The organism is Streptomyces sp. MCA2, assembly GCF_023544705.1.
GTDB classification, from domain to species: domain Bacteria; phylum Actinomycetota; class Actinomycetes; order Streptomycetales; family Streptomycetaceae; genus Streptomyces; species Streptomyces decoyicus.
Window position 1 is genome coordinate 1 of sequence record NZ_JAMJFM010000047.1, and the last position, 15292, is coordinate 15292.

Below are 15292 nucleotides of genomic sequence, written 5' to 3' on the forward strand. Positions count from 1 at the left end.
CCCGGCCGCTCCCCCGCCGACGGCTCAGGCCGCGGCGTCCGCCGCCGTTCAGGCCGCGTCCGCCTCCGTGCCCGCGTCCGTCTCCTCCGGGCGCAGGAGCTGGGCGGCGACGCTCCGGGCGCGGTCGGACCACGGTGTGGGGCGCAGCGTCTGCGCGTCGACGCGGACCAGCACCCGGTGGCCGTGGGCGTAGGTCTCGGTGCCGTCGGCCGAGCAGAGCCGGAAGCCGTAGGTGAGGCCGGTGCGGCCGAGGCGTGCGACCCACAGGTGCGCCGCGTAGCGGCCGGGGCGGGTGACCGAACGCTCGTAGGAGACGTGCATCTCCTTGATGACGTTGCACATATCACCCGCGGCGGCCCAGTCGCCGTCGAAGTCGAAGCCCTGTCCGTGCCAGTACTCCGCCCAGGCGCGTTCGACCAGCAGCGGGTAGCGGGAGTTGTGGAGCATGCCGAGCGCGTCGAGGTCGTCGAAGTGGACGGTGACGGGGACCAGTTCGCCGTACGGGACGGTGGCGGTCTGGAGGGTTTCGACGCTCACGGGTGGTGCTCCTGGGGTCGGGGTGCGCCGGCCGGCGCTGTTGATGCGGATGGCGCTGGTGACGTGGGTAGTGCTGGTGACGTGGGTGGTGCTGGTGGAGTTGGTGGTTCTTGTGTGACGATCCGGAGCCATCGTAAGCGGATGCTTAGAATGCTTTGGCCGCCGGGATGCGGGGCGTGAGGGCCATGAGCCGTCGGCCAGGGAGCAGCGGCCGGGCTCAGTGACCGAGGACATAGCGACCACGAACCGGAACACACCGGGATGAAGCGGATTTACCCCGCACTAACATTGCCCGGTCATCACCGTGTGAAGAAGTGGAGCAGTCATGGGCCTCGGCGTGCGCTGGACCGTGCATGGCGACGGGCGCAACCCGGCCCCTGGGGCAGTGGTCAGACCGGATGAGCGGCTGTCGTGGCCGCGCACCGTGGGCCTGGGCGCGCAGCATGTCGTCGCGATGTTCGGCGCGAGTTTTGTCGCTCCGGTGCTGATGGGACTGGACCCGAACCTCGCGATCATGATGTCCGGCGTGGCGACGGTCATCTTCCTGCTGGCCACCCGCGGCCGGATCCCCTCGTATCTGGGCTGTTCGCTCTCGTTCGTCGGAGTGGCCGCCGTGATCCGGGCGCAGGGCGGCACCAGCGCGACCGTCACCGGAGCGGTTCTGGTCGTCGGGGTCGCGCTCTTCCTCGTGGGCGTCGCCGTCCAGCGGTTCGGCGCCCGGATCATCCATGCCGCGATGCCGCCGGTGGTCACCGGCGCCGTGGTGATGCTGATCGGCTTCAACCTGGCGCCGGTGACGGCGAGTACGTACTGGCCCCAGGACCAGTGGGTAGCGCTGCTGACCATGCTGTTCACCGGGTTCGCCGTGGTCTGTCTGCGCGGCTTCTGGTCGCGTATCGCGATCTTCCTCGGGCTGGTCTTCGGCTATGCCGTCTCCTGGATCTTCGACCGGGCCTTCGGGATGATCCACTCGCTGAACGGCGCGGGGAAGGTCACCGACCACTGGCGGCTGGACTTCTCCGCCGTCGGCAAGGCCGACTGGATCGGTCTGCCGCACTTCCACGGACCCAGCTTCCAGTGGTCGGCGATCCTGGTCGCGCTGCCCGTCGTGATCGCCCTGGTCGCGGAGAACGCCGGACACGTCAAGGCGGTCGGCGAGATGACCGGCGACCCGCTGGACGACGAGCTCGGCACCGCGATCTCCGCCGACGGCGCGGCCTCGGTGCTCTCCACCGCCCTCGGCGGCCCGCCCAACACCACGTACTCCGAGAACATCGGTGTGATGGCGGCGACCCGCGTCTACTCGACCGCCGCCTACTGGGCGGCCGCCGGTTTCGCCCTGCTCTTCGGCCTGTGCCCGAAGTTCGGTGCCATCGTCGCCGCGATTCCCGGCGGGGTGCTGGGCGGCATCACCGTCATCCTGTACGGCATGATCGGTCTGCTCGGCGCCCAGATCTGGGTGAACAACAAGGTGGACCTGCGCAATCCGCTCCATCTCGTACCGGTCGCCGCGGGCGTCATCATCGGCGTCGGCGGGGTGAGCCTGCGGATCAGCGACAACTTCGAACTGAGCGGTATCGCCCTGGGCACGATCGTGGTGCTCACCGGCTATCACGCGCTGCGCGCGCTGGCCCCCGCGCACCTCAAGCCGCAGCCGCCGCTGCTGGACGAGGGCACCTCGTCGTACGACGAGGACTGACCGCGCGGCGGCCGGCGGGGCCCGGAGGCGGAGCGGGGCCCGAAGGCCGAGTGGGGCCCGGAGGCGGAGCGGCGCGGACCACAACGGGGCGCGCCGCTCATTACCCCGTTCCGGTCAACGGCCACCGGCACACCGCATTTTCCGGCATCGCACTGTCACGCTGAGTGGATGACAACGACTCAGCGTAATGACGGCCGGGTGTGGCCGGGCCAACTGGCCGGAGGATGCACCGCCCGGCCCCCCGACAGCACGGGATCGGCAGGCGCCGCGGGGGTGGTGGAGGTGCTGGCCCGGATGCGGGCGCTGACCGCGGCGCTGCCGGCCGAGGACGGGGTGGCCGTCTTCAACGGGGTCTATCTGGCCGTCACCGAAGCCGTGGCGCGGCGCATCGGGGACGGCGCCTTCCAGGACCCGGCGGCCGCGGGCGAGCTGGACCTCCGTTTCGCACGGCGGTACTTCGACGCGGTGGATGCCACGGCCGCCGGGCTGCGGCCACCGGCCTGCTGGCGTCCGCTCTTCCAGCTCCGCCGCCACCCCGGGGTGCATCCGCTTCAGTTCGCGCTGGCCGGGATCAACGCACACATCGGCCACGATCTGGCGCTGGCGGTGCTGGACACCTGCCGGGCGCTGGAGTGCGAACCGGCCGCGCTGGAGACCGATTTCGACCGGGTCGGCGGGGTGCTGACGAGCCTGGAGGAGGGGATCCGCGAGCGGCTGATGCCCGGCCCCGATGTCCTGGATGTCGCCGATCCGCTGACGCATCTGATCGGGTCGTGGAGTCTGGACAAGGCCAGGGACGGCGCCTGGGCGGCGGCCAGGGCGCTGTGGAGCGTACGCCGGCTGCCGGATGTCACCGAGGAACTCACCGAGCGACTGGACGCCGGGGTGGGCCTGGTCGGGCGGATGCTGCTGACTCCGCTGCCCGGCTGATCCTGGCGGCCGGCCCGGCCGCCGGGCCGCGGCGGTCCCCCGGAACTCCCTTGTTCCGGCGGTACGTTGACCGAGGGGGCCGACAGTGAGGAGTGCAGCTATGGCCATTCGGCTCGGTCTGGGCCTTCCGCAGATGCGGCAGTACGACATCGGACGCGACGTCCCCGACGTGGCGCGGGCCGCGGAGGAGACCGGTTACGAGAGCCTCTGGGTCTTCGAGCGGATCCTGTTCCCCGAGCCCGCCTCCCAGGGGCTGTACGGCATCCCGGGCCTCCCCTGGCCCGACGCCTACCGCTCGGTGGCCGACCCGCTGGTCACCCTGGCCCTGGCCGCGGCCGCCACGCGGCGGGCGCGGCTCGGCACGAGTGTGCTGATCGCCCCGCTGCACATCCCCTTCCAGCTGGCCCGCACCCTCGCCTCGCTGGACGCGGCGAGCGGCGGCCGGGTGGTCGCGGGATTCGGCACGGGCTGGTCGCTGGACGAGTACGCGGCCGCTTCCGTCGCCCCGTTCGAGCAGCGCGGCAAGGTCCTGGACGAACTGATCGACGTCTGCCACGCGGTGTGGGGCCCGGACCCGGTGGCGTACGAAGGCGAGTGGACGACCATCGCCCCGTCCGTGGTCGGCCCCAAGCCGAAGCGGCCGATCCCGATCCTGCTGCCCGCCAACAGTCCGCGCGCACTGCGCCGTCTGGTCGACCGGGCGGACGGCTGGATGCCGATCGGCATGGGCGCCGAGGCCCTCGCCACCCAGTGGCAGCGGCTTCAGGACCTGGCCGCCGAGCGGGGGCGCAAGGAGCCGGTGGCCGGTGTGCTGCGGGTGAACGCCCAGCACACGGCGAAGCCGTACGAGGGCCGGGACCGCAAGCCCTTCCAGGGCGGCGTCGAGCAGATCGTGGCGGATCTGGCCGCCCATGCCGCGGTGGGTCCGCAGGAGATCCTCATCGATCTACAGGGCGGGACCCGGGATGCCGAGGAGCTGAAGGACGTTGCCGCGGAGGTGTATACGGCGGCGCGGGCGGCCGGGATCTAGAGGCCGGCGGGCCGGGGAAGGCGGCAGGACGGGGAGGCCGGCGGTCCTGGGGGGGGCGGCCAGGCCGTGGCGGAGGGGCCCGGCGATGCGATGCCGGGCCCCGTCCTCCCCGGGGCGCGCCGCCCCGAGCGGGCCCCTACGAGGTGCCTCTCCCTAGTCCTCGGGCAGTTCGACCGGGGCGATCTCGTCGTAGACGTCGCCCGGGCCCGGGTTGGTGGCGTCCGTCGCACCGCCGAAGTGGTGCATCACGCCCCACACCGCGTTCAGTGCGGTCTGCACGGCGCCCTCGGCCCAGCCCGCGGTCCAGGAGATGTCGTCGCCCGCGAGGAACAGGCCCCGCTTGTCCTCGGGGAGCCGGTCCTGCATGAAGTGCGTGAACAGGCGCCGCTGGTAGCGGTAGTGGCCGGGCAGGTTCGCCTTGAAGGCGCCCATGAAGTAGGGCTCGTTCTCCCAGGACACGGTGACCGGGTTGCCGATGATGTGCTTGCGGATGTCGACCTTCGGATAGATCTCCGACAGCGACTTCAGCATGACCTCCATCCGCTCGTTGGCGTTCAGCGGCAGCCACTTCAGGCTGTCGTCGCACCAGGTGTAGGAGAGGCAGATGACGGCGGGCTCGTCCGGTCCGTTGTCGAGCAGATAGGTACCGCGGGTCATCCGGTCGGTCAGCGTCATCGACATGACGTCCCGGCCGGTGTCCTCGTCCTTGTCGAGCCAGAACGGCCGGTCGACGGGCACGAAGAGCTTGCTGGACTCCATGTAGTGGGTGCGCTCCATCGCCGTCCAGTGGTCGATGGGGAACAGCGAGTCGTCACACGCGATCTTGCTCAGCAGCATCCAGGACTGCGCGGTGAAGACGGCGGCCTCGTAGGTGCGGATGTCGCCGTCGGCGTCGGTCACCGTGATGCGGTTGCCGGCGGTGCGGTGCAGACGGGTCACCGCGGGACGGGGCGCACCGTCGTGCAGCGACGAGAGCGAGGTGCCCGGCGCCCAGTGCACGATCTTCGCCGGTTCCCGCTCCCACAGGCGCAGCGGCAGCTGCTGGCTGCCGCCGACGATGCCGCGGTGGTGGTCGTCGGCCTCGGTGTAGACGACCCGCAGGATCTCCAGGATGGAGTTGGGGAAGTCGGTGTCCCAGCCGCCGGTGCCGAAGCCGACCTGGCCGAAGATCTCGCGGTGCCGGAAGGACTTGAAGGCCGTCGAGTCGCAGAGGTAGCCGTAGAAGGTCTGGTTGTCGAGCTTCTCGACGAGCCGGGACCAGATCTCGCGGATGCGCGGGACATCGCGCTCGCGGATCGCCCGGTTCATGTCGGAGAAGTCCGCGCCCTCCTCCAGGCAGGCGTTCCACGCGTCCATGACCTGGTGGTAGACCTCGGGGAGGTCATCGACCGTCCGGGCGTAGTGCGATTCGCCCTTGAGGTCGACCACGGTCGACGGGGTGTCCGCCGCCAGCGGGTTGGGGAACGGCGTGGTCGTGAGGCCCACCAGGTCGATGTAGTGCTGGAGCGCCGTCGAGGACGGCGGGAAGCGCATCGCGCCCATCTCGGCGGTCAGACCCGCGGCGTCGGACGAGGTGCCCTCGAAGCCGACCGTGCGCAGCCGGCCGCCTATCTGGTCGGCCTCGTAGACGACGGGCTTGAGGCCCATCTTCATCAGCTCGTAGGCGGTGACGATGCCGGAGAGGCCGCCGCCGATGACCGCGACCTCCTTGCCGTGCTCGATCGCGGGGATCTGGCCGAGGCCCGCCGGGTGGGCGAGGAAGTCGTCATAGGCGTACGGGAAGTCCGGGCCGAACATGGTGATCGGCGGCTGGACATCCGCGTGGTGGGCGGCGGTGGGCACCGTGGACGTCATCGGGGACGGACTCCTTGCAGACAGGGCACAGCAGGCAGGGCAGCGCGGACCGGGCGGGCGGCCTGCGGCGGATCAGAGGGGGGGTCGGGGGGTCAGTTCATGTCAGCGGGCCGTACAGCTCCGGCCGGCGGTCGTGCAGATAGGGGTTGTCCGCCCGGGATTCCTTCAGGAAGGCGGCGTCGACATCGGCCCGCACCAGCTGCTCGGTACGGCCGGCACGGGTACGGACGACACCGTCCGGACCGGCCAGGCAGCTGAGGCCCACGAACTCGAACTCGCCCTCGGCGCCGACCCGGTTGACGTACGCGACGTACATCTGGTTCTCGAAGGCGCGGACCGGGATGACGGACTCGGCGACGAACTGGAAGGGGTGCATCTGCGCGGTGGGGACCAGCAGGAGATCGGTGCCGGCCAGCGCATGGGCCCGGACGTTCTCCGGGAACTCCACGTCGTAGCAGATCAGCAGGCCGATCCGGAGGCCGGCCAGCTCGGCCTGGACGACGGCCTGCTCCCCTGGGGTGAACCATTCGTGCTCGAAGCAGCCGAAGAGGTGGGTCTTGCGGTAGTTCGCGAGACGCTCGCCCTCCGGGCCGATGAGCTGCGCCGCGTTGTAGACCGCGGCGCTGTCGGGCTCGTCCTGCGCGGCGCGCTCGGGGTAGCCGTAGAGCACCGCGATGCCGTGCTCGGCGGCGATCTTCCCGATGGCCTGTGCGCTGTCGCCGTCGGCGGTCTCGGCGAGGCGGTGGACGTCGCCGCCGATCGCGTAGCCGGTCAGGAACAGCTCGGGGCAGGCGAGCAGCCCGGCGCCGGTCGCCGCCGCCTCGCGCGCCGCGTCGTCGAGGATCCGCAGGTTGTGCGCGACATCGCCGGGCCGGCCCGAACTCTGGAGCAGGGCGGTGTGCAGCGACGTCATGGGACCCCTCGGCGGGACGGTGCGGGTGGACGCATTGACGGTACGGGCCGCCGACGATTCCGGACAAGGCGCCACCGTTGCGCGCCGACGGACGATTCGTTGCGCGTTCAAGGGACTGTGCGGTGATTCGTTGCGCCCCGCTGCCGGAGCTGCCCCGGGACCGTGCACGCCGGGCTACGGATGCACGTCCGGGGCCGACGCACGTGCGGGTCCGGTACAGGCGTGGGCTCCGGTGCACACCCGGCTCCGGTGCACGTCGGGCCGTTCGTCAGCGTCCGGACGCCATGTTGGCCGTCATCCGGTCGAGGACGGCGACGGTACGGACGTAGTCGTCCTCGGTGAGCCCTCGCAGCAGACGGGCGCGGCTGACGTCGACCAGGGAGGCGGCCTCGGCGTGGGCCCGCCGGCCGGCCGTGGTGAGCGCGAGGGTGTCACCGTCGGCGGTGATTCGGCCCCGATCGGCCAGGGCGTGGACGATCTCGTAGAGGGTGCGCGCGCCCGGCTCCCAGAAGGGCCTGAGGAGGCGGCCCAGCGTCTGCCGGGTGAGCGGGCCCTGGAGGGCGAGGCTGTTGAGCACCTGCCAGTCGCGCCGGGTCAGCTCGTGTGCGGACAGGGACCGGGCGAAGTCCTCATCGATCAGGGCGTCCAGCGCCTTGAGGTAGTAGCCGATGGGCTTGTACGGGGTGGTGGTCATGGCGGCGCCTTCCGGAAGGAGATATGCATGCACAATGACAAGTACCTGTTTCTGAGTATGCTTCTCCCGGAGCGACGGGGCAACGGGTTATGGCGGCGGGACGAGCGCGAGCAGAGCGCGAGGAGAGTGCGGATGCACGACGCGGAGCGGGACGGGGCGGCCGGCGACCCGGATGTGGAGGTCGCGGCGATCGATGCGGAGGTCGACGCGGCGATCGATGCGAAGACCGATGGGGAGGTCGATGCGGAAGTCGCGGCGATCGAGCGCGCCATGGTGGCCCTGCGCCGCAGCGCCGCCCGCCGGACGCTGGCGCGCCGGGCGGAGCGGCAGGCCGGGGCGCCCGTGCCGGGGGGCGCCGCGTTCGATGTGCTGGATGTCGTCGAGGCCGCCGAGGAGCGCGGGGAACCGGCCGGGGTGCGCGAGGTGGCGGATGCGCTCCGGGTCGACCAGCCGCGGGCGAGCAAGCTGGTGGCGGCGGCCGTGCAAGCCGGTCACCTCCGCCGGGAGGCCGACCAGACGGACGGCCGGCGCACTCTGCTGGCCGTCACCCCGGACGGACGGGAGCTGCTGGAGACCGTGCACACCTTCCGGCGGGCCATGGTGGCGCGGGTGACCCGGGACTGGCCGGCCGCCGACCGTGCCGCGTTCGCCCGGCTGTTCACCCGCTTCATGGACGATTTCGGCGCGGCGAGCGGAGCGCCGGGGACGGACTGACCGGACAAGCGGACCGACCGGGACGGACCGACCAGGCCAGGAGCCCGCCCGGAACGGACCGACCGGATACGGGAGCCGACCGGATACGGGAGCCGACCGCCCCGGCCGGGCGACCGCGCTCAGTCCTCCTCGGGCGGCAGCTCCCGCAGGACCTCCCGCACCGTCTCCCGCACCATCCCGCGCAGCCAGCGGTGCCCCGCGTCGGCCTCCTGGCGTGGGTGCCAGGCCATCTCCATGGTCATCGGGGGCAGTTCGAGCGGGATCGGCAGCGTGCGCAGCCCCAGCCCGCGGACCGTCGAGGCCGCGGCGCGTGCGTTGGCCAGGCCGACCGCGTCGCTGTCCCGGACCATCATCAGCGAGGCGGCGAAAGTCGGGACGGTGGCGATCACCGTGCGCCGCAGCCCGCGTTCGGCGAGCGCCGCGTCGAGCGGGCCGGTCAGCCGGCCGCGGCGGGAGAAGTTCAGGTGCGCGGCGGCGGCGAAGCGGCGCGCGGTGAGTTTTCCGGTGGTCAGCGGATGCCCCTCGCGCACCACCGCGACACTGTGATCGACGAACAGCTCCTCCCTGCGGATCTCCGGCTCCAGGCTGTCGATGACGCCCAGCTCCAGGCCCGCCGCGCCGTCCCGCAGCAACGGCACATCGACATGGCTCTCCCCGAGGAAGCGCAGCACGACCCGCGGCGCCTCCTCGGCGACGCGGGCGACCAGCCGCGGGCCGAGGGCGGTGACGAAGAGGTCATTGGCGTAGAGGGTGAACACCCGGGCCAGTTCGGCCGGGTCGGCCGGCGCGGACGGGGCCAGCACTCCATGGGCCGCCTCCACCAGCCGGCGCACCTCGGCCCTGATCTCCAACGCGCGCGGGGTCGGCACCATATGACGACCGGCCCGCACCAGGACGGGATCGCCGACGGTGCGGCGGATACGGCCGAGCGCCCGGCTCATGGCCGGTCCGGAGAGCCCGAGCCGGTCGGCGGCCGCGGTCACGCTCTCTTCTTCGAGCAGGGCATCCAGCGCCGTCAGCAGGTTGAGGTCGATGTTTGCGTTTCGCGCAACCATGAAGTGCACCCCTTGCATTTGAGGTCAACTCACCCGGACTCTAGCTTCCTGCCATGACCTCGACCGCTTCACCTCCCCACTCCCCTCCCCCACTCCTCGGCACCCTCACCCGGCGGCGCTCGGTGACGGCCGCGATGTGCGCCTGTGTGCTGGTGGCGCAGTCGTTGGTGGCCGCGATGAATCTCGCGATACCCAAGATCGCCGCGAGCGGACTGCACCCCTCCCCCGCCCAGCTGCTGTGGATCGTCGACACCTATGTGCTGGTCTTCGCGGGGCTGCTGATCCCGGCCGGTGCGCTCGGCGACCGGGTGGGCCGCAAGGGCGTACTGCTCACCGGGCTCGGCGTGTTCGCCGCGGGCGCGCTGCTGAGTGCGCCCGCGACCACGCTGCCGGTGCTGCTGGCGGGCCGGGCGCTCTCGGGCGCGGGGGCCGCGCTCCTGGTCCCGGCGACCATGTCCGTCCTGCTGCACGCCTCCCCGCCCGACCGCAAGGCCGGGGCCGTCGCCGCATGGAGCACGGCGGTCGGCCTCGGCGGGATGGCGGGCAACGCGGGCGGCGCGCTGATCCTCCAATACCTGCCCTGGCAGGGGCTGTTCTGGGCGTATGTGCCCCTCGGCCTGGCCCTGCTGGCCTGGGTCGCGAAGGCGGCGCCCCGGGTTCCCCGGCAGACCGCGACGCTCGATCTGCCGGGCTCGGCGCTGCTGGTCCTCGGGGCGGCCGCGCTGCTCTTCGGCATCATCGAAGGCCCGGGGCTGGGCTGGCTCTCGGTCCCGGTGGCCGGCGCCTTCGCCCTGGCGCTGGTGGTGTTCGCGCTGTTCGTACGGCACGGGCTGCGGGCCGCGCACCCGGTGCTGGACCCCCGGCTGTTCCGGCTGCGGCGGCTGCGGGCCGGCAGCATCGGCATCGCCGTCACCTTCTTCGGGATGTTCGCGCTCTTCTACGTCAACGCGCAGTTCCTGCAATACGTGAAGGGGTACTCACCGCTACAGACGGGCTGCGCGCTCGTGCCGCTGGCCTTCGGGATGATGGCGGTGACGAAGTACGGGATGCGCGGGGCGCAACGGGCCGGCGAGGCCAGGACGGCCGGCGCGGGGCTGGCGCTGATCGCGGCCGGTCTGCTGCTGCTCTCCACCACGGACGCCCACACCCCCTACCTCCGCTACCTGGTGTTTCTCCTGGTGATGTCGGCCGGTGCGGGGCTGGCGATGCCGACGCTCTCGCATGCGATCGTGGCGTCCGTACCCGCCGGACGCTCCGGGATGGGGTCCGGACTCCAGGGCGCGGCACGGGAGTTGGGCGCGGCGCTGGGCGTCGCCGTGGTGGGCACGGTCCTGTCCGTGCGCTTCGCCTCGGGTACCGGACGCGGTGCCGCGGTGGCCGCCGCGTTCACGGATGCCACGGCACTGGGCTACCGGATCGCGGCGGGTGTGGTGCTGGTGGTGGGCCTCGTCGTGGTGCGCGGTCTGCGCACCGGCTCGCGGGCCGAGCGGGATCCGGCCTTGACCTGAAGCGCGCTTGAGGTAGCAGCATCGTCGCCATGGACACCGAAGCGATGCAACGCCAACTCCAGTACCTGACGGACCGGGCGGAGATCACCGACCTGCTGGACCGCTACCTCCGCTCCCTGGACGAGGGGAGGTTCGACGAGGCCTGGGCCCGCGCCTTCCACACCGAGGACGTCACCGCCGAGCTGCCCGTCGGCACCGTCCACGGCCGCAGCGCCCTGCTGGCGCGGGTCGGCGCCGCGATGGCCCTGTTCGACCGCACCGTGCATCTGGGCGCCAACGCCGTCCTGGAGATCGACGGCGACCGGGCCACCGCCCGCGGCACCCAGCTGAGCACCCATGTCCTCGCGGACGGCTCCGAGGGGGTCTTCCTCTCGGCAGGTCATGCGGACAGCGAGCTGGTCAGGACCCCGGAGGGCTGGCGGATCGCGGCCTCGTCGCTGCGTATCGCCTGGACACAGGGCACTCCGCCGCGGGTGCCGGCGGACCTCGGGGCGGACGCCTGAGAGGGCCCGGGAGAGCCCCTACCCCGGTGCCCCCGAGCTGTAGCGCCGCAGCAGCGGCGAGAGCACCAGGACGGACTTCGTCCGCTCCACGAACGGCTCGCCCGCGATCCGCTCCAGCACCCGCTCGAAGTGCCGCATGTCGGAGGCGAAGACCTGGACGACGGCGTCCGCCTCACCGGTGACGGTGGAGGCGGACGCCACTTCCGGGTAGCGCGACAGGCCGCGGTGGATCGCCTCGGGCGAGGTGTTGCGGCGGCAGTAGAGCTCGATGAACCCCTCGGTCTCCCAGCCGAGCGCGGCCGGATCGACCCGTACCGTGAAGCCGGTGATCGCGCCGTCGGCCCGCAACCGGTCCACCCGGCGTTTGACGGCCGGCGCGGACAGTCCGACCTCCTGGCCGATGTCGGCATAGCTGCGGCGGGCGTCCTCGGCGAGGGCGTGGACGATGCGTTCGTCGAGATCGTTCAGTCGCACTGCGGGTGGATCACTTCTCTGCGGTGGCCAATCGGGAGCGGCGCAAGCCGTATCCGAAGTAGACCACAAGGCCCACGGCCATCCAGACACCGAAGACCACCCAGGTCACGGCGCCGAGGCTGCCCATCATGTAGAGGCACAGCAGAAAGCCGATCGCCGGGAAGAGCGGCGAGAGCGGGGTGCGGAAGCTGCGCGGCATGTCGGGCCGGGTGCGGCGCAGCACGATCACCGCGATATTGACCAGCGCGAAGGCGAACAGCGTGCCGATGCTGGTGGCGTCGGCCAGCTCGCCCAGCGGCACCGCGGCGGCGAGGATCCCGCAGAACAGCGAGACGATCACGGTGTTGGCGCGCGGCGCACCGCTCTTGGGGTGCACCTTGGCGAACACCTTCGGCACCAGCCCGTCCCGGGACATCGCGAACAGGATGCGGGTCTGGCCGTAGAGCACGGTCAGCACGACGCTGGCGATGGCGATGACCGCGCCGAAGGCGAGCAGCACGGCCCAGAAGCTCTGGCCGGTGACGTCCTTCATGATCCCGGCCAGCGCGGCCTCCGAGCCCTTGAACTTCTGCCAGGGCATGGCGCCGACGGCGATGGCCGCGACCAGGCAGTACAGCGCGGTGACGATCACCAGCGAGAGCATGATCGCGCGCGGCATGTCGCGCTGCGGGTTCTTGGCCTCCTCACCCGCGGTGGAGGCGGCGTCGAAGCCGATGTACGAGAAGAACAGGGTGGCGCCGGCGGCGCTGACACCCGCCATGCCCATCGGCATGAAGTTCGCGTAGTTGCCCGACTTCACGCCCTGCACGGCGACGCCGCAGAACAGCAGCAGGGCGATGATCTTGACGACGACCATGATCGTGTTGGCCCGGGCGCTCTCCTTGGCCCCGCCCAGCAGGAACACCATCGCGAGCAGCACGACCAGCAGCGCCGGCAGGTTGAAGATGCCGCCGTCACCGGGCGGCTGGGACAGCGCGTCCGGGATGGTGAACCCGAGCGTGCCGTCGAGCAGTTCGTTCAGATACTGGCCCCAGCCCACGGCGACGGCCGCGACCGAGACGCCGTACTCGAGTATCAGGCACCAGCCGCAGACCCAGGCGACCAGCTCGCCGAGGGTGGCGTAGGCGTAGGAGTACGACGATCCGGAGACCGGGATGGTGCCGGCCAGCTCCGCGTAGGACAGCGCGGAGAACAGGGCGGTGATACCGGCGATGACGAAGGAGATGATGACCGCGGGCCCGGCGTCCGGGACGGCCTCGCCGAGGACCACGAAGATGCCGGTGCCGAGCGTGGCACCGATGCTGATCATGGTGAGCTGCCACATGCCCATCGAGCGGCGGAGTGATCCCCCCTCGCCCTTGCCGCCCTCCGCAACCAGCCGCTCGACGGGCTTGCGCCGCATCAGCCGGGTGCCGAGGCCTCCGGGGGAGGGCGGTGAGGGCCCTGCGGGCGGGGCTGCGCCGTGCTCCAACACTGGGGTGGCTCCTTTATCGCTGCCGATCAGATGACGGGTACGGATGACGGCGACCGGCAGCGGTCGGTACAAGGGCATGCCGGAGCATGCCGCAGCAGGAGACCGCCGAGCAGACGGACTCCGTCACTCCACGTACAGCGCTTGACCTTACGGCCCGCCGCTGACCTGCCGTAATGCAGGTTCTTTGCGCAACAACGAAGGATCGTTGCGCACCGATGCGGTGGGCGGCCGTTCGTTGCGCGCCGGGGTCCGATCGTACGGGTTCCGGCGGAGCGGGACGGACCGGGGGACCGGGTTCCGGATATGCGACCGGCCCCGCACCGAGTCGGTGCGGGGCCGGTGTGCGGCGGTGCCGGGGCCTGCGCGTGGCCCCGTGGCGGGTCAGTTCCAGCTGTCGTGCAGCGGCTTGCCCTCGGCGTAGCCGGCGGCGCTCTGCACACCGACCACGGCCTTCTCGGCGAACTCCGCCAGGGAGGCGGCGCCCGCGTAGGTGCAGGAGCTGCGGACACCCGCGATGACCGAGTCGATCAGGTCCTCGACACCGGGGCGCACCGGGTCGATGAACATCCGCGAGGTGGAGATGCCCTCCTCGAAGAGTCCCTTGCGGGCACGGTCGTAGGCCGACTCGTCGCTCGTCCGGTTGCGCACCGCACGCGCGGAGGCCATGCCGAAGCTCTCCTTGTACGGCCGGCCGTCGGCGGTGTGCTGGAGGTCGCCGGGCGATTCGAGGGTGCCGGCGAACCAGGAGCCGATCATGACGTTGGACGCACCCGCGGCCAGTGCCATGGCGACATCGCGGGGGTGCCGGATGCCACCGTCGGCCCAGACGTGCTTGCCGAACTTCCTGGCCTCGGCGGCGCACTCCAGGACCGCGGAGAACTGTGGCCGGCCGACGCCGGTCATCATCCGGGTGGTGCACATCGCGCCCGGTCCCACGCCGACCTTGATGATGTCCGCGCCGGCCTCGATCAGATCGCGGACGCCCTCGGCGGAGACGATGTTGCCCGCCACGATCGGCACCTGCGGGTCCAGCCCGCGGACGGCCCTGACCGCGGTGATCATCGACTCCTGGTGGCCGTGCGCGGTGTCCACCACGAGGGTGTCCACGCCGGCCTCCAGCAGCGCCTTGGCCCGGCCCGCCACATCGCCGTTGATGCCGACGGCGGCCGCGATCCGCAGCTTGCCGTCGGCGTCCGTGGCGGGGGTGTACAGGGTGGCGCGGAGCGCGCCCTTGCGGGTGAGGATGCCGACCAGCATGCCGTCCGCGTCGACGGCGGGCGCGAGCTTGCGGTTGGCGGCGTCGAGGCGGTTGAAGGCCTCCCGCGGATCGATGTCCGCGTCCAGGACGAGCAGGTCCCTGGACATGACCTCGGCCACCTGGGTGAAGCGGTCCACACCGGCCAGGTCGTGCTCGGTGACGACGCCGACCGGACGGCCGCCGTCGACGACGATGCCCGCGCCGTGCGCCCGCTTGGGCAGCAGCGCCAGGGCGTCGGCCACGGTCGCGACCGGGGACAGCACGATCGGCGTGTCCAGAACCAGATGACGGCGCTTGACCCAGGTCACGACCTCGGTGACGACGTCGAGCGGAATGTCCTGCGGAATGACGACCAGGCCACCACGGCGGGCAACGGTCTCGGCCATCCGGCGGCCGGCGATCGCCGTCATGTTGGCGACCACGAGCGGGATGGTGGTACCGGTCCCGTCGTGCGAGGAGAGGTCCACTCCCTGGCGGGAGCCCACGGCGGAGCGGCCGGGCACCATGAACACATCGTCGTAGGTCAGGTCGTAGGGCACCGAAGAACTCTCTTCGAGCGCGCCGTTCTTCGGATTCAGGAATCGCATATGGCCAGGATACGGGCCCTGACCAGGGGTCATGTGATAATCCGAGCCATGCCCCGGCCATG

General features: G+C 71.5%; 14 protein-coding genes. 6 read left to right on the top strand and 8 right to left on the bottom strand.

The window, feature by feature from the left end:
- Positions 1 to 48: 48 nt before the first annotated feature.
- Positions 49 to 537, bottom strand: a complete 489-nt coding sequence (locus M8I34_RS30750) for a thioesterase family protein (protein ID WP_250054961.1) — start codon at positions 535 to 537, stop codon at positions 49 to 51.
- 325 nt (positions 538 to 862) lie between these two features.
- Between M8I34_RS30750 and M8I34_RS30755 the strand changes: the two genes are divergently transcribed.
- From M8I34_RS30755 to M8I34_RS30765, 3 genes are all read left to right on the top strand, one after another.
- Positions 863 to 2236: a uracil-xanthine permease family protein gene (locus tag M8I34_RS30755; RefSeq protein ID WP_250054963.1), complete on the top strand. Its 1374-nt coding sequence runs from the start codon at positions 863 to 865 to the stop codon at positions 2234 to 2236.
- A 294-nt stretch (positions 2237 to 2530) separates the two neighbouring features.
- Entirely contained in the window at positions 2531 to 3166 is a 636-nt protein-coding gene (locus M8I34_RS30760) for a DUF5995 family protein (protein ID WP_250055094.1), read from the top strand.
- Between the two features lie 100 nt (positions 3167 to 3266).
- Entirely contained in the window at positions 3267 to 4196 is a 930-nt protein-coding gene (locus M8I34_RS30765) for an LLM class F420-dependent oxidoreductase (protein ID WP_250054965.1), read from the top strand.
- A 153-nt stretch (positions 4197 to 4349) separates the two neighbouring features.
- On the opposite strand, the gene M8I34_RS30770 is transcribed toward M8I34_RS30765, so the two are convergent.
- From M8I34_RS30770 to M8I34_RS30780, 3 genes are all read right to left on the bottom strand, one after another.
- The gene (locus tag M8I34_RS30770) at positions 4350 to 6050 is read right to left on the bottom strand and encodes an NAD(P)/FAD-dependent oxidoreductase (protein ID WP_244416009.1); all 1701 of its coding nucleotides are present in this window, start codon (positions 6048 to 6050) and stop codon (positions 4350 to 4352) included.
- Between the two features lie 97 nt (positions 6051 to 6147).
- Positions 6148 to 6963, bottom strand: a complete 816-nt coding sequence (locus tag M8I34_RS30775; RefSeq protein WP_250054967.1) for a carbon-nitrogen hydrolase family protein — start codon at positions 6961 to 6963, stop codon at positions 6148 to 6150.
- 268 nt (positions 6964 to 7231) lie between these two features.
- Positions 7232 to 7657, bottom strand: a complete 426-nt coding sequence (locus tag M8I34_RS30780) for a MarR family winged helix-turn-helix transcriptional regulator (RefSeq protein ID WP_250054969.1) — start codon at positions 7655 to 7657, stop codon at positions 7232 to 7234.
- Between the two features lie 132 nt (positions 7658 to 7789).
- Here M8I34_RS30780 and M8I34_RS30785 point away from each other — a divergent pair, with 132 nt between their 5' ends.
- The gene (locus M8I34_RS30785) at positions 7790 to 8371 is read left to right on the top strand and encodes a MarR family winged helix-turn-helix transcriptional regulator (protein WP_250054971.1); all 582 of its coding nucleotides are present in this window, start codon (positions 7790 to 7792) and stop codon (positions 8369 to 8371) included.
- Positions 8372 to 8490: 119 nt separating this feature from the next.
- On the opposite strand, the gene M8I34_RS30790 is transcribed toward M8I34_RS30785, so the two are convergent.
- Entirely contained in the window at positions 8491 to 9426 is a 936-nt protein-coding gene (locus tag M8I34_RS30790) for a LysR family transcriptional regulator (protein ID WP_250054973.1), read from the bottom strand.
- A gap of 53 nt (positions 9427 to 9479) precedes the next feature.
- On the opposite strand from M8I34_RS30790, the gene M8I34_RS30795 reads away from it, so the two are divergent.
- Together M8I34_RS30795 and M8I34_RS30800 are read left to right on the top strand one after the other, a co-directional pair.
- A complete protein-coding gene (locus tag M8I34_RS30795) occupies positions 9480 to 10934 on the top strand; it encodes an MFS transporter (protein WP_250054975.1) in 1455 nt (484 codons plus the stop codon).
- Positions 10935 to 10963: 29 nt separating this feature from the next.
- On the top strand, positions 10964 to 11437 hold the full coding sequence (locus M8I34_RS30800; RefSeq protein ID WP_250054977.1) for a nuclear transport factor 2 family protein: 474 nt from the start codon (positions 10964 to 10966) through the stop codon (positions 11435 to 11437).
- An 18-nt stretch (positions 11438 to 11455) separates the two neighbouring features.
- On the opposite strand, the gene M8I34_RS30805 is transcribed toward M8I34_RS30800, so the two are convergent.
- From M8I34_RS30805 to M8I34_RS30815, 3 genes are all read right to left on the bottom strand, one after another.
- Positions 11456 to 11911, bottom strand: a complete 456-nt coding sequence (locus M8I34_RS30805; protein WP_244416002.1) for an Lrp/AsnC family transcriptional regulator — start codon at positions 11909 to 11911, stop codon at positions 11456 to 11458.
- Between the two features lie 10 nt (positions 11912 to 11921).
- Entirely contained in the window at positions 11922 to 13385 is a 1464-nt protein-coding gene (locus M8I34_RS30810; RefSeq protein WP_250055096.1) for an amino acid permease, read from the bottom strand.
- Between the two features lie 381 nt (positions 13386 to 13766).
- On the bottom strand, positions 13767 to 15230 hold the full coding sequence (locus M8I34_RS30815) for a GuaB1 family IMP dehydrogenase-related protein (RefSeq protein WP_250054979.1): 1464 nt from the start codon (positions 15228 to 15230) through the stop codon (positions 13767 to 13769).
- Positions 15231 to 15292: the final 62 nt, after the last annotated feature.